This window comes from Collimonas sp. GW821-FHT02H07 (assembly GCF_059421505.1).
In genome coordinates this window covers 1-13,539 of record NZ_JBWKVC010000010.1, presented here as the reverse complement: position 1 = coordinate 13,539, position 13,539 = coordinate 1, and the positions used below count along the sequence as shown (strand labels likewise).

The following is a 13,539-nucleotide window of genomic DNA, read 5'->3' as shown; positions in this document are numbered from 1 at the left end:
GCAGGAAATAGTAAAAAACAGGACGATTTGCCCACAAGGCGAAGACGTTTTACCGCGTAGGATAACCTCCACGCAGTGCAATCAAAAACATAATTTTTGGCACGGAGACTGAATGAACGCACCACTCAAATCGGCGCAAGCCTTGCTGCCCACGCAAGCGTCTGAAGCTGATCGCATTTCCCTTGATGATAAATTTACACTAGAACGTGGCCGTGCTTTCATGACGGGCACACAGGCCATCATTCGTTTGCCGATGCTGCAACGGCAGCGCGATGTGCAAGCTGGCTTGAACACCGCCGGTTTCGTGACCGGTTATCGCGGTTCCCCGCTCGGCAGCGTCGATCTGACCGCCGCCAAGGCGAAGAAATACCTGGAATCGCATCACGTCAAATTCCACCCTGGCATGAATGAAGACCTTGCCGCCACCAGCGTCTGGGGTACGCAGCAGGTTAACCTGTTTCCCGGCGCGCAATACGATGGCGTGTTCGGCATGTGGTACGGCAAAGGCCCCGGCGTCGACCGTTGCGGCGACGTCTTCAAGCACGCCAACATGGCGGGCACTTCCAAGAATGGCGGCGTGTTGGTGCTGGCCGGCGACGATCACGCGGCAAAATCGTCGACCACCGCGCACCAGAGCGAACATATCCTGAAAGCCTGCGGCATTCCGGTGCTGTATCCGTCCTCGGTGCAGGAATATCTCGACTACGGCTTGCATGGCTGGGCCATGAGCCGCTATACCGGTTTGTGGGTATCGATGAAATGCGTCACCGACCTGGTCGAATCCGGCGCTTCGATCGATCTCGATCCGGACCGCGTCAAGATTGTCTTGCCGACCGCCGCCGATTTTGAACTGCCGGCCGACGGCTTGAACATCCGCCTGCCCGACACCGTGCTCGGCCAGGAAGCGCGGATGAACAATTACAAATGGTACGCAGCGCTGGCCTATGCCCGCGTCAACAAGCTGAATCAGATCATCTGGGACAGCCCGCGCGCCAAGATCGGCATCATCACCGCCGGCAAATCCTATCTCGACACGCGCCAGGCGCTGGCCGACCTCGGCATCGACGAAACCGTGGCGCGCGACATCGGCATCCGCCTGTACAAGATCGGCATGACCTGGCCGCTGGAAGCGGAAGGCGTGCGCGAGTTTGCGCAAGGCCTGGAAGAAATCCTGGTGGTGGAAGAAAAGCGCCAGATCCTGGAATACCAGGTCAAGGAAGAACTCTACAACTGGCGCGACGATGTGCGGCCACGCGTGGTCGGCAAGTTCGACGATACCGGCGAATGGAGCAACCGCAGCGGCGAAGGCCATGGCGACTGGCTGCTGCCGGCCACCTATGAACTGAACCCGGCGCAGATCGCCCGCGCCATCGCCACCCGCGTGTCGAAATACTTTGCCGGCCATCCGGTGGCGCAGCGCGTGCAGCAACGGGTCGCCTACCTGGAAGCCAAGGAAGCGCTGCTGAACATCAGCAGCAAGCCCGATCCGAACAAGGACCGCGTGCCGCATTTCTGCTCCGGCTGTCCGCACAATACCTCGACCAAACTGCCGGACGGCAGCCGTGGCCTGGCCGGTATCGGCTGCCATTACATGGTGTTGTGGATGGACCGCGAATCGTCCACCTTCACCCACATGGGCGGCGAAGGCGTGACCTGGGTCGGCCAAGCGCCGTTCACCACGGAAAAGCACGTGTTCGCCAATCTTGGCGACGGCACTTATTTCCACTCCGGCCTGCTGGCGATCCGCGCATCGGTCGCGGCCAAGGTCAACATCACCTACAAGATCCTGTTCAACGATGCAGTCGCCATGACCGGCGGCCAGGCTTTCGACGGCCCGCTCGATCCGGCCATGATTTCGCGCCAGATCGCTGCCGAAGGCGTGACGCCGATCATCGTGGTCACCGACGAGCCGGAAAAATACGGCTCGAGTGTTGACTGGGCGCCTGGCGTGACGATCCGCCACCGCAGCGAACTGGACGCGGTGCAACGCGAGCTGCGCGAGATCGAAGGCTGCTCGGCCATGATCTACGACCAGACCTGCGCTTCGGAAAAACGCCGCCGCCGGAAACGCAACGAGTATCCGGATCCAGCCAAGCGCGCTGTGATCAATGAAGCCGTGTGTGAAGGCTGCGGCGATTGCAGCGTGCAGTCGAACTGCCTGTCGGTGGAACCGCTGGAAACCGAATTCGGACGCAAGCGTCAGATCAACCAGTCCTCGTGCAATAAGGATTTCTCTTGCGTTACCGGATTCTGCCCGAGCTTTGTGACGGTCGAAGGCGGCAACCTGAAGAAGCCTGCCAAAATATCGGCAACACCGGCTACAGCGGACGCTCCGGTAGCGGCCCTGCCGGCGCCGGTCTTGCCAAACACCGTCAAGCCTTTCGGCATCCTGGTGACCGGTATCGGCGGCACCGGCGTGGTGACCATCGGCCAGATTCTGGCCATGGCGGCGCACGTCGAAGGCAAGGGCTGCTCGGTGCTGGACATGAGCGGCCTGGCGCAAAAGGGCGGTCCGGTGATGTCGCACGTGCGGCTGGCCGATCATCCGGATGACATCTATTCGACCCGTGTCGGCACCGGCGACGCCGATCTGGTGATCGGCTGCGACGCCATCGTCAGCGCCAGCCGCGATGCCCTGTCGCGCATGGGCGAGGGGCGGACTTACGCAGCGATCAATTCGACTCGTACGCCGACCGCCGCATTCGTCAAGAATCCGGACTGGCAATCGCCTGATGCAGCGGCCGAGCATGATATCCGTGCAGCCTGCGGCAGCGATCGTGTCGAGTTCATCAACGCCGGCCATATCGCGACGGCCTTGATGGGCGACGCCATCGCCACCAATATGTTCATGCTGGGTTATGCCTGGCAAAAGGGCTGGGTGCCGTTGCAGGAAGCATCGCTGATGCGGGCGATCGAACTGAATGCCTTGCAAGTCGCGTTCAACAAGCAGGCATTTGTCTGGGGCCGCACCGCAGCGATCGATCTGGCGGAACTGGAAAAGCGCACCCGTCTCAGCGATACGCAGGCGCAGGTGATCGAATTCAAACGCACGCCTAAGCTGGATGACTTGATCAAGCGCCGCGTCGCCGTCCTCACTTCCTATCAGGACGCTGCCTATGCGGAACAGTACCGCGCTTTTGTCGAGCAGGTGCAGGCAGCAGAACGCCAGCATGGCGGGCATCGCTTGAGCACCGCGGTCGCCACGTATCTGTTCAAGCTGATGGCGTACAAGGATGAATACGAAGTGGCGCGCTTGTACACCGACGGCGCTTTCAAGGCGAAGATTGCCGCCATGTTCGAAGGCGACTACAAGCTCAAGTTCCACCTGGCGCCGCCGCTGCTGGCCAAGCACGATGCCCACGGCCATCTGGTCAAGCAGGAGTTCGGATCATGGATGATGCGTGCTTTCGGCGTCCTGGCGAAACTGAAATTCCTGCGCGGCAGCGCGCTGGACATTTTCGGCTACACCGCCGAGCGTAAGGAAGAGCGGGCCCTGATCGTGCATTACAAGGAACTTGTCGGTTCCTTGCTGCCGAAGCTGACTGCCGACAACCTCGCCACTGCCGTCGCGATTGCCAGCCTGCCCGAAGAGATTCGCGGTTATGGCCACGTCAAGGACCGGCATCTGGCGGCAGCCCGCGCCAAGGAAGCACAGTTGCTGAATCAGTTTGCTGCACCTGAAGCAAAAGGGGAGTTGTCTCGTTCGATCGCGGCTTAGCTGATCTTAGCTGATCGTGGTTGATCGTTAAAAAAACGGCGGGTAGATGAAAATCTACCCGCCGTTTTGTATTTCAGTATCCGGCATGTCTCCAGCGACTGCCAGACCGGGCGCTCAGGCCGGAGCGCCTTGCCTGAATTGCTGGTAGCCGCGCGCGCGCAATGCACATGCCGGGCAGGTGCCGCAGCCATAGCCCCAGTCATGCAAGGCGCCGCGCTCACCCAGATAGCAGGTATGGGTATCGGCCCGGATCAGATCCACCAGGGCATCGCCGCCCAGATCTTGCGCCAGTTTCCAGGTTTCCGACTTGTCGATCCACATCAACGGTGTTTCCAGCTTGAGCTGGGTCGCCATGCCGAGGTTGAGCGCCACCTGCAAGGCCTTCATGGTGTCGTCGCGGCAATCCGGATAGCCTGAAAAATCGGTTTCGCACATGCCGCCCACCAGCACGTTCAAGCCGCGCCGGTAGGCGACGGTGGCGGCCACTGTCATGAACAGCAGGTTGCGGCCGGGGACGAAAGTATTCGGCAAGCCGTTTTCCTGCATCACGATTTCGACGTCTTCTGTCATGGCGGTCGATGAGATCTTTGAAATCAGCGACAGATCGATCATGTGGTCTTCGCCCAGCTTGTCGGCCCATTGTGGAAACTGGGCGCGGATTTTCTGCAGCAGGACCGGGCGCACTGTCAGCTCCACAGCATGCCGCTGGCCGTAGTCGAAACCGATGGTTTCGACCCGTTCATAGCGCGCCAGGGCCCATGCCAGGCAAGTGGTGGAATCCTGGCCGCCGCTGAACAGGACGATGGCGCCATTCGGTGTGCTGCTTGGCGCGCTGTTTGGTGTACTCATATTATTTTGCTCCCTTGTTGCTGACCTGTTGCAGAGTCTGTTCGACAAAATCCTTGTTCGGTTCGGTGAAGCGCAAGCGCACCGGATACCACTCCAGGGAAGGCGCTAGCCAGATGTCGAGCTGCTGGTCCTTCGCGTCTGGCGGCGGCGCCTTGAAGATATGAATGGTCTCCAGATCGCCCATGGGGGTTTTGATTTTTTCGGTATCGACGACCTTGAAAGTCCATGCTTCGGCATCGTGCATGCCGGCCACGAAGAAGGTCCAGTTTGAACCCGGCTTGAACTGCTGCGGCACCGCCCGCGCCACGGAAATCAGCTGCCAGATGATGCTGGTGCGATCCTGCTCGCCGCCCTTCAGCGGGTAGCTGTCGCCGGATTCGGAAAAGCCGATGGTGCCGCTGTCGCGATGGAAGGTGGTGGTGGTGGCTTGCTTGCGGTAGCGTTTGTTGATGAACTGCGTCGGCGCCAGGCCGAAATCGTCGATCGCGCCTTCGCTGGACGATTCCAGGATTTTCCCGAACAGCATCGCGCGGGTTTCCGAATTAACGCTGAAGCGCTTGTCCGCTACCTGCCACCTGACTGTGCCTTCACCGCCGAGCGTGATGCCGCTTTGCTTGGCTTGAATCGCGTAGTCCAGCTCGGCGGACGGCGGCAGGTCGATTTTGTACTTGGTGGCCGGATGATCCGTGCCGGCTGCGCTGGCGCTCAGGAGATGACAGCAGAGCGCCGCAGTGGCGGCAAGACGGAACAAGGACATTATTGATGATTTCATGATTTCCCAAAAAAATTGCTGGTTCACCAGCTTGGTCTAATTCAGCGCGTTTGGATCCAGCTGCTTCAGCTTGGACAACGACATGTCTAGGTAGTCGCCGTCGGTTTCGGTAAAGCGCAATTTGACCGGATACCATTCCTGTTGCGGCGACAGCCAGATGTCCAGCCGCTGTTCGTGCGAGCCGGGTTCGGGAATGCGGATCACATGCCAGACTGCGCGCTGGTCGCCGTCGACATCGATTTTTTCCTGGCCGACGATCTGCATGCGCCAGGTTTCGGCATCCAGCGGACCGGCGACAAACAGGTCGATCACTGCGCCCGGCGCAAATTGCGAACTGTCGCCGCGGCCGATGCTCGCCAGTTGCCAGACTACGCTGGCGCGGTCCTGTTCGCCGCCGCTGCGCGGATATTTGTTGTCCGAAGAGGAAAAGACAATCTGGTTGAGTTCGCGGTGAAAAATCGTTTTCGTCGCCGGCTTGCGGAAACGCTTTTGTGTGTAGGTTATGGGCGCAACGCCAAAGCCATTGAATTCGCCTTCGCTCTTGAAATCCAGAACCGTGAAGAACAAGGCGCCTGCCTCGCCATTGATGGTGTAGCTGCCGCCATCGGTTTGCCAGGTGATTTTACCGCTGCCATGATAGTTCTGGCCCTTTTGCAAGGCTTCCACGGCGTATTTCAGTTCAGCTGAAGGCGGCGCACTGGTTTGATAGTGTTTGCCGGCGGCAGGAGTGACTTTCGCCGGCTCTGCCAGTCCGGGATGCTCCACCGGCGGTTTGGCTTCGGCGGCGCCGGCAGCTACGTCAGCCATGGCTGGTTCGGCCGGCTGGGCATCGACGATAGGCGTCACGGTTTCCCTGATCGGCGTATCCGGCACTTCCACCGCGGGCTCGGGAGCTGGATGGGGTTTGGCTGCGGCAACCGGACGCGGTTGCGGGCTAGTTTTCGGTTGCGGCTTCGGTTCCTGCGGCAATAGCACCGGCTTTTCCACCGGCGGCAGGGCTGCGATATTGGTCATGACGATGTGATCGCGCGGTTCCACCGACAACGGTGCGTTGAACTGACGGCCGCCCCATATGATCAGCAGGATGTGCAGCAGAGCGGTGAGCAGCAATACCCCCAGCCAGCGGCGCCGGCTGCCAAAGGTAAAACGCGGTGTTGAGATGTATTCGGAGGAAGACGACATCCGCATAGTGTAAACGATCCGTCCAGATTAACTCCCGCTAGCGCAAGAGTATGCAATAAACAACGTAAAATATTGGACTTACATGAAACTGGAATAGTTGCCGATGTCGCACCGATCACGATTCACCGCCGGCCTGGCGCTGGCATTCATGCTGGCCGGCGGGCTCATGCCGCCGCTGGTCCTTGCCGCGGCTCCCGCCATGCTGGCGCCGATCCGGCTGGGCATGATCGAAGGCATGTCGGGTCCGTTTGCCAATGCCGGCGAGGCGGTGGAGCACAATATCCGTTTCGCGGTGGAGCAGGTCAATGCGCGCGGCGGCGTGCGCTTGCCGGACGGCCGCCATCCTCTCAGCCTGACCGTGTTCGATAGCAAGCAAGGGGTGGAAGACGCCTTGTTGCAACTGAAGCAATTGACTGACCAGAAAATCCCCTTCGTACTGGAGGGTAATAGCTCCGCGGTGGCTGGTGCGCTGGTCGAGGCAATCAACAAGCACAATGTCCGGGCGCCTGATAATCGCGTGCTGTTCCTGAACTACTCGGCGGTCGATCCGGCGCTGACCAATGAAAAATGCAGCTTCTGGCATTTCCGTTTCGATGCCAATGCCGATATGCGCATGCACGCGCTGGTGGAAGTTATCAAAAACGACGACAAGGCGAAAAGCGTTTACCTGATCGGCCAGGATTACAGTTTCGGCCAGCAGGTGGCCAAGGCCGCGCGCCAGCAGCTGCAGGCGGCGCGGCCGGACATCAAGATCGTCGGCGATGAATTGCATCCGATCGGCAAGGTCAAGGATTTCGCCCCCTACATCGCCAAGATCCGCGCCAGCGGCGCCGATACGGTCATCACCGGCAATTGGGGCAATGACCTGACCCTGCTGGTGAAAGCCGCCAAGGAAGCCGGTCTGCGCCTCAAGTTCTATACCTTCTATGCCAATAGCCTGGGAGCGCCGGCGGCCATCGGCGATGCGGGTGTGGGGACGGTGCGTGCGGTTGCGGAGTGGCATCCGAATATTGCTGACGGCGTCCAGGATGCCGCCAGCGATGTTTTCTACCGCAGTTTCCGGCAGCGCTTCCCGCAGCCGAAAGATGACTATATGTTTTTGCGCATGGATGTCATGATAGACATGCTGGCGAGCGCCATCGAGAAGGCCCAGTCCACGGAGGCGGCGGCGGTGGCGCGGGCGCTTGAAGGGGCGCAATACAAGAGCAAATTTCACGAAGCAAGCATGCGCGCCAGCGACCATCAATTGATCCAGCCACTGTATGTGGCGGTGATGCAAAAGCTGGCCGACGGCGGCATCCGCTTTGACAATGAAGGCAGCGGCTACGGCTTCAAGACCGAGCGCTATCTGGCGCCGGCGGCGACGGCGCTGCCCACTACCTGCAGGATGCAGCGCCCCTGAGGCGGAAGCAGCGGTAAGATGGATTTTCCTTGAAGGAGATTGGCGATGAGCGGTTCTAGTATTCCAGGAGCAGACGCAATGCAGGACAGTCTTGAATTCATCAAGAAGATGTGGGGCGGCATGGGCGTGCCGGGCATGGTCGTGCCGACCTTGTCGGTGGAAGAGATCAACAAGAAGATCACCGATCTGAAGGCTGTGGAGTCATGGCTGAATCTCAACCTGAACATGTTGCGCACCACCATCCAGGCGCTCGAAGTGCAGAGCGCGACGCTGTCGGCGCTGCGGGCAATGGGCGCTGTCAATCAGCCGGCGGAAGAGAATGGCGATGAGCCGGTTGCGAACGCATGGGCCATGCCATCGGGTTTTCCGTTTTCATTCATGAACGCGGCGCCAAATGCCGATGCGGCGCCGGCAGCGAAAGAGCCGGAGCCGCCGGCGACGCCAGCGCCGGAAGCCGCTGCAGTCCCGCCCTCGGCAGGAAATGCCAATGCCTGGTGGGATCTGTTGCAAAACCAGTTCAAGCAAGCGGTGAACAGCGTGGCGGCGACGGAGAAAATGGCGAAACCCGCCTCAGGAACGGCAGCCGGGAATGATGTCAAGAGCAGCGCCAAGGCGCCCGTCAAGCCGCGCAGCAAGCCTGCCGTAAAAAAAGCGGGCGGCGCTGTCGCCGGCAAGACAAAAGCGGCAACGACGAAAGCCAAGCCGGCTTCTAAATAAGGGCTGCGGCGCAGCACGCGCGGAGAGCGCTGGCTTGGAAAATTGCGCGCTGTGCAAAGCCGGTCGCCATCATGACAGGATATGACGTGTCGGTTGCCACTGTGGCAATATCACGTTCTTCGAGCAGCTTGACTAGCTTCAGATAAGTGCCATGATTGAAGTCTAGGAAGCCGGTCGGCGCCGTAAGTCTGACTCCGTAGCAAGCTGCGTGCGATATATATAAAACAATCCGGAGGACAGGCTTCTGATCGACTAAAAACTCTAAACGACGCATTGACTTTGTTGTGATTTAAGCCAAATTTCCAGCAAAAAAAGGCTGGTCGGCAGGTTTATAAACGGCCTTGTAACAAATTCTTGGTAAAATCGAACAGTTAACTCACTTGCTTAAGGTATGTATGCTGTATCCAGAACTGTTTAAATCGCTTGAACAAGTCCGCTGGAACATGGAGACCGATATTCCATGGGACAAGTTTGATGCCACCCAGCTGTCCGACGAACAAGCTCAAACTATTCGTATGAATGCGATTACGGAATGGTCGGCGCTGCCTGCAACCGAGATGTTTTTGCGTGATAACCACGGCGACAGCGATTTTTGCGCTTTTATGTCGGTCTGGTTTTTCGAAGAGCAGAAGCACTCGCTGGTGCTGATGGAATACCTGCGCCGCTTCCGGCCTGAGCTGGTGCCTACCGAAGCCGAGCTGGACAATGTGCGTTTCGAATTCGATCCGGCGCCGGCGCTGGAAACCTTGATGATGCATTTCTGCGGTGAAATCCGCCTCAACCACTGGTACCGTTGCGCGTCCGACTGGCACACCGAGCCGGTGATCAAGCAGATCTACAAGATCATCAGCCAGGATGAAGCACGCCACGGCGGCGCTTATCTGCGCTACATGAAGAAGGCCTTGTCTGAAGTCGGCGACAGCGCTTCGGCCGCATTTGCCAAGATCGGCGTCCTGATGGCTTCGGCGCGCCGCACCGAAAAGCCGCTGCACCCGACCAATCTGCACGTCAACCAGTCGCTGTTCCCGAACGACACGGTGCAAAGCCGCCTGCCGGATCCGGAATGGCTGGAGCGCTGGCTGGACGACCAGATCAAGTTCGACGGCGTATGGGAAAAGAAAGTGGTCGACCGCATCCTGCACAATATGTCCCTGCTGTTCGAACGCACTTTCGACACCGTGCAGGAGCTGAACCGTTATCGCAAGGAAGTGGTTGCGCGCCTGGCGCTGAAGTCGGCCGAAGCAGTCTGATCACCGGGAGCATCGGCGGCGAAGCTTTTCTGCGCCGCCTCCCGGACCATCATTGATATCAAGCCGCGTTGTTGCGGCTTTTTTTATATTCTCCATGCCTACATTTGAAAACAAGCTTTGTACCCGCGCCGAATTGACGGCGCGCGTTGCCGCTCTGCCGCAGCCGGTGGTGCTGACCAACGGCGTCTTCGACATCCTGCATCGCGGTCATGTCACCTATCTGGCGCAGGCGCGCGAGCAGGGGGCGTCGCTGGTGGTCGCGGTGAATACCGATGCATCGGTCAAACGCCTGGGCAAGGGCGATGACCGTCCGATCAATACCTGCGCCGACCGCATGGCAGTGCTGGCGGCGCTGGAAGCGGTCAGCCTGGTGGTCGAGTTTGACGAAGATACGGCGCTGGAAGTGGTGCAGGAAGCGCGGCCCGGCGTGTATGTCAAAGGCGGCGATTATCAGATGGATGCGATTCCGGAAGGCCAGGCGGTGCTGGCCTACGGCGGCCAGGTGGTCGCCATCGCCTTTGCCCATGACCGCTCGACCAGCAAATTGCTGGACAAGGTGCGGCAAGGGGTGTGACGGCAGTGGCAATCAGACGAAAAAAAGCGCGGAATCCGCGCTTTTTTTATGGACCCGCGGCAGCTGCTCAGTGCTGGTGCATCGCCTCAGCCGATTTACCGCTCATGTCCGTGACGTTGACCGACACCTCGATCTTGCCGGCTTTCTGGAAGGTCAGCGTCAGCGGAAACTTGTCGCCCGTCTTCAACGGCTGGATCAGGCCGATCAGCATGATGTGATAGCCGTTGCCCGGCTTCATGTCGACGGTGGCGGCCGGGGCCAGTTCAATCTCGCCGACCTCGCGCATTTTCATGACATTGCCATCCATGGACATGGTGTGGATCTCCGTGCTCTTGGCTGCCGGTGAACTGACGCCGATCAGCTTGTCGGCGTCCTTGCCGGTGTTCTCGATGCTGAGGAAGGCGCCGCCGCTGGGCTGGCCCGGCACGGTGGCGCGGGCGTAAGGATGGCCGATATGCAAAGCGCCGACTGTATATTCGTGGGCATGGGGCGATACGCTGATCGCCAGCGCGCAGAAGAACAGGGAAACCGAACGTAAAGACATGCTGATCCTTTGGGTAGATTGCGCAGATTGTTCTCGAAGCGCGGGTTGTGTTGGTTGCTGCGGCCTGACTTACGATTATAGCAATGCGGCCACGGTTATGATTCTATTGATGGAGATGTCTGTCAGGCGCCGCCGCTGAAGCCGTTCTGGCGCCAGGCTTCATAGACGACTACCGCCACGGTATTCGACAGATTCAGACTGCGGTTATCCGGTCGCATCGGCAGGCGGATGCGCTGCGCAGGCGCAAATGATTCGCGCAACGTCGGCGCTAGGCCGCGGGTTTCCGAACCGAACACGAAGACGTCCCCCGGCAGAAAGGTCTGGCTGGCGAACGGCGTCGAGCCATGGGTGGTCATGGCAAACATGCGCTCAGGCGCATAGCTGCCAGCTGCGCGCATGCTGGCGATGAAGGCATCCCAGTCGGCATGTACTTTCATGGTGGCGTAGTCGTGGTAGTCGAGGCCGGCGCGGCGCATCTTGGTATCATCGAGCGGAAAGCCGAGCGGCTCGATCAGGTGCAGCTGCGCACCGGTATTGGCGCACAGGCGAATGATGTTGCCGGTATTCGGTGGAATTTCCGGTTCAACCAGGACGACGTGGAACAATCTGCTTCTCCTTCTATATGTAGAGCAATGACGACGCAAGCCGCTTAAGGGGTTCTTGCGAAGACAAAATTGGTAATCCGGCGGACGCCATGGCGGCGCAGGGTTTTGGCCAGCGCGTGCAGGGTTTCGCCGGTAGTCATGACATCGTCGACCACGCCTATATGACGGCCGTCGACTTTTGCGTTTGCCGCCGGCGCCATGGCAAAGGCCTGGCGCAAATTGCGGCGGCGTTGCTCCAGGTCCAGCCCCTTGGATTGCGGCAAGGTGTCGCGCTGCCGCTGCAACAGATCGTGGCGCACGGGAATGCCGGTCAGGCGCGCCAATGGCTTGGCTATCTCATGCGCCTGATTGAAACCGCGCTGCTGCAGCCGCTGTGCGCTGAGCGGAACCGCCATCAATATTTCCGGCAGTTCCAAGCGGCCAGCTGTTGCCTGCAGCAGCATCGCATCCCTGAGCATATGCGCAAACACCGGCGCCAGCGCCAGCTGGCCGTGGAACTTCAGCGCTAGGATCAGCTGGTCGACCGGCGCTGCATAATCGCATACAACGATAGTGGCGTCGAAGGCCCTGGCCCGCTTCAGACAGTTGCCGCACTGGAGCAGGCTGGCGCCGCCTGACTGGGGCAGCGGATTTGCACATTGGGCGCAGCGGCGCGGCCGGTCGGCAAAGTAGCGCTTGCTGCAGCCGTCGCAAATCACGCGCTTGCCGCTCTGTCCGCATAAGGCGCAGCAGGACGGCATGCTGCGCAGGATGCGGGCAAGTTGCTGTTGCGGCCATAGTCGCAGTCGGGGGAATAGCAAAGGACAAGTCTCGTTCTGGTTAATCAGGGCACGGCAATCAGCTTACATACAATCAAGCGTGTAAACTACTGGCGATTATCGCATTTCATCTCACCTGCCGGATTTTGATGTCTACCTCATTGCCTCCTTCTGAAACCAGCCAAAGCGCCCCGATCGACCTGCGCCGGGTACGCCAACTGTTTGCCCAGCCTGCACTGGTGCGCGAATCCGAGTTCATGCGCCGGGAAATATCCAGCCGCATGCACGAGCGCCTTGCTCTGGTAAAACTAACGCCGCAACGGGTGCTGGATGCCGGCTGCGGCGCCGGCCCTGATATATATACGTTGCAGCAGCGCTTTGCCGATGCCGCGATTATCGGACTGGATGCGTCGGCCGCCATGTTGTCGTTGGCAAAAGAGCAACGGCAGGGTGCGCAGCTGTCGGTCAACCGCTTATTAAAGAAGTGGCTGCCGTTTACTAATAGCGGCGAGCAGTTGTCGTCGGCGCTGCTGTGCGGCGATTTCGCCCAGCTGCCGCTGGCGCCCAACACGGTCGACCTGGTGTGGTCGAACCTGGCGCTGCACTGGCATCCGCAGCCGGACCGCGTGTTCGCCGAGTGGCGCCGCATATTGCGGGTGGACGGTTTGCTGATGTTCTCCTGCTTCGGGCCGGACACCTTTAAAGAGCTGCGCAATGCATTTGCCGGCATCGATGACGGAGCCCATATATTGCCGTTCGTGGATATGCATGATTTCGGTGACATGCTGGTCAATGCCGGTTTCTCCACACCGGTCATGGATATGGAAACGATTACTGTAACCTATGACACTGTGGATAAACTGCTGGCCGATGTAAGAGCCTGGGGCGGCAATCCGCTGGCGACGCGTGGCCGCGGCTTATTAAGTAGAGAGGCTGGCGTGCGCCTTAAAGCTGCGCTGGAAGCGCGCCGCAGGGCGGACGGCAAACTGCCGCTGACCTTTGAAATCATCTATGGCCATGCTTTCCGGCCGGTGCCCAAGACTACTAGTGGTGGCGAGTCTATCGTGCGCTGGGATTTGGGCAAAAACAGGTAAATCGAAATATTTTAAAGAATTTGGCTAAAAGTACTTGCGGTGAAGATGTGGTGTTGCTATAGTTCGCCTCCCGT

General features: G+C 59.5%; 12 protein-coding genes. 6 read left to right on the top strand and 6 right to left on the bottom strand.

Features of this window, described 5'->3' with window-relative positions; genetic code table 11:
- The first annotated feature begins 112 nt into the window (after positions 1-112).
- Positions 113-3,718, top strand: a complete 3,606-nt coding sequence (locus tag AC07V8_RS16040) for an indolepyruvate ferredoxin oxidoreductase family protein (RefSeq protein WP_494679702.1) — start codon at positions 113-115, stop codon at positions 3,716-3,718.
- A 114-nt stretch (positions 3,719-3,832) separates the two neighbouring features.
- On the opposite strand, the gene queC is transcribed toward AC07V8_RS16040, so the two are convergent.
- From queC to AC07V8_RS16025, 3 genes are read right to left on the bottom strand one after another with little or no spacing between them, the layout of a single operon-like run.
- Positions 3,833-4,567 carry a 7-cyano-7-deazaguanine synthase QueC gene (gene queC / locus AC07V8_RS16035; RefSeq protein ID WP_494679703.1) on the bottom strand — a complete coding sequence of 245 codons (735 nt, stop codon included), beginning with the start codon at positions 4,565-4,567 and terminating at the stop codon, positions 3,833-3,835.
- Between the two features lies 1 nt (position 4,568).
- Positions 4,569-5,339 (bottom strand): DUF3108 domain-containing protein, encoded by a 771-nt coding sequence (locus AC07V8_RS16030; RefSeq protein WP_494679704.1) that lies wholly within the window; start codon positions 5,337-5,339, stop codon positions 4,569-4,571.
- Positions 5,340-5,375: 36 nt separating this feature from the next.
- Complete coding sequence (locus AC07V8_RS16025; protein WP_494679705.1) at positions 5,376-6,521, bottom strand: DUF3108 domain-containing protein; 1,146 nt, start codon at positions 6,519-6,521, stop codon at positions 5,376-5,378.
- 103 nt (positions 6,522-6,624) lie between these two features.
- Here AC07V8_RS16025 and AC07V8_RS16020 point away from each other — a divergent pair, with 103 nt between their 5' ends.
- The 4 genes from AC07V8_RS16020 to rfaE2 all read left to right on the top strand — a co-directional run bounded on the left by AC07V8_RS16020 (position 6,625) and on the right by rfaE2 (position 10,464).
- Positions 6,625-7,923, top strand: coding sequence for a branched-chain amino acid ABC transporter substrate-binding protein (locus AC07V8_RS16020; RefSeq protein ID WP_494679706.1), 1,299 nt, complete (start codon positions 6,625-6,627; stop codon positions 7,921-7,923).
- A 45-nt stretch (positions 7,924-7,968) separates the two neighbouring features.
- Positions 7,969-8,640 (top strand): PhaM family polyhydroxyalkanoate granule multifunctional regulatory protein, encoded by a 672-nt coding sequence (locus AC07V8_RS16015; protein ID WP_494679707.1) that lies wholly within the window; start codon positions 7,969-7,971, stop codon positions 8,638-8,640.
- 395 nt (positions 8,641-9,035) lie between these two features.
- Positions 9,036-9,890 carry a ferritin family protein gene (locus AC07V8_RS16010; RefSeq protein ID WP_098494296.1) on the top strand — a complete coding sequence of 285 codons (855 nt, stop codon included), beginning with the start codon at positions 9,036-9,038 and terminating at the stop codon, positions 9,888-9,890.
- A 94-nt stretch (positions 9,891-9,984) separates the two neighbouring features.
- Entirely contained in the window at positions 9,985-10,464 is a 480-nt protein-coding gene (rfaE2, locus tag AC07V8_RS16005) for a D-glycero-beta-D-manno-heptose 1-phosphate adenylyltransferase (protein WP_494679708.1), read from the top strand.
- 67 nt (positions 10,465-10,531) lie between these two features.
- Here the strand turns inward: rfaE2 and AC07V8_RS16000 are convergent, their stop codons facing one another.
- The 3 genes from AC07V8_RS16000 to AC07V8_RS15990 all read right to left on the bottom strand — a co-directional run bounded on the left by AC07V8_RS16000 (position 10,532) and on the right by AC07V8_RS15990 (position 12,413).
- Positions 10,532-11,008, bottom strand: a complete 477-nt coding sequence (locus tag AC07V8_RS16000) for a copper chaperone PCu(A)C (protein WP_494679709.1) — start codon at positions 11,006-11,008, stop codon at positions 10,532-10,534.
- Between the two features lie 122 nt (positions 11,009-11,130).
- A complete protein-coding gene (locus tag AC07V8_RS15995; protein ID WP_494679710.1) occupies positions 11,131-11,613 on the bottom strand; it encodes a tRNA (cytidine(34)-2'-O)-methyltransferase in 483 nt (160 codons plus the stop codon).
- A gap of 44 nt (positions 11,614-11,657) precedes the next feature.
- Entirely contained in the window at positions 11,658-12,413 is a 756-nt protein-coding gene (locus tag AC07V8_RS15990; RefSeq protein WP_494679711.1) for a ComF family protein, read from the bottom strand.
- 107 nt (positions 12,414-12,520) lie between these two features.
- Between AC07V8_RS15990 and AC07V8_RS15985 the strand changes: the two genes are divergently transcribed.
- Complete coding sequence (locus AC07V8_RS15985) at positions 12,521-13,465, top strand: methyltransferase domain-containing protein (protein ID WP_494679712.1); 945 nt, start codon at positions 12,521-12,523, stop codon at positions 13,463-13,465.
- The last annotated feature ends 74 nt before the right edge of the window (positions 13,466-13,539 follow it).

Bases quoted from the DNA above. Each gene is read 5' to 3' on its own strand.
- AC07V8_RS16030 (WP_494679704.1), bottom strand. From the start codon at position 5,339: ATGAAATCATCAATAATGTCCTTGTTCCGTCTTGCCGCCACTGCGGCG.
- AC07V8_RS16010 (WP_098494296.1), top strand. From the start codon at position 9,036: ATGCTGTATCCAGAACTGTTTAAATCGCTTGAACAAGTCCGCTGGAAC.
- AC07V8_RS16015 (WP_494679707.1), top strand. From the start codon at position 7,969: ATGAGCGGTTCTAGTATTCCAGGAGCAGACGCAATGCAGGACAGTCTT.
- AC07V8_RS16020 (WP_494679706.1), top strand. From the start codon at position 6,625: ATGTCGCACCGATCACGATTCACCGCCGGCCTGGCGCTGGCATTCATG.
- AC07V8_RS16025 (WP_494679705.1), bottom strand. From the start codon at position 6,521: ATGTCGTCTTCCTCCGAATACATCTCAACACCGCGTTTTACCTTTGGC.
- AC07V8_RS15985 (WP_494679712.1), top strand. From the start codon at position 12,521: ATGTCTACCTCATTGCCTCCTTCTGAAACCAGCCAAAGCGCCCCGATC.
- queC (WP_494679703.1), bottom strand. From the start codon at position 4,567: ATGAGTACACCAAACAGCGCGCCAAGCAGCACACCGAATGGCGCCATC.
- AC07V8_RS16000 (WP_494679709.1), bottom strand. From the start codon at position 11,008: ATGTCTTTACGTTCGGTTTCCCTGTTCTTCTGCGCGCTGGCGATCAGC.
- AC07V8_RS16040 (WP_494679702.1), top strand. From the start codon at position 113: ATGAACGCACCACTCAAATCGGCGCAAGCCTTGCTGCCCACGCAAGCG.
- rfaE2 (WP_494679708.1), top strand. From the start codon at position 9,985: ATGCCTACATTTGAAAACAAGCTTTGTACCCGCGCCGAATTGACGGCG.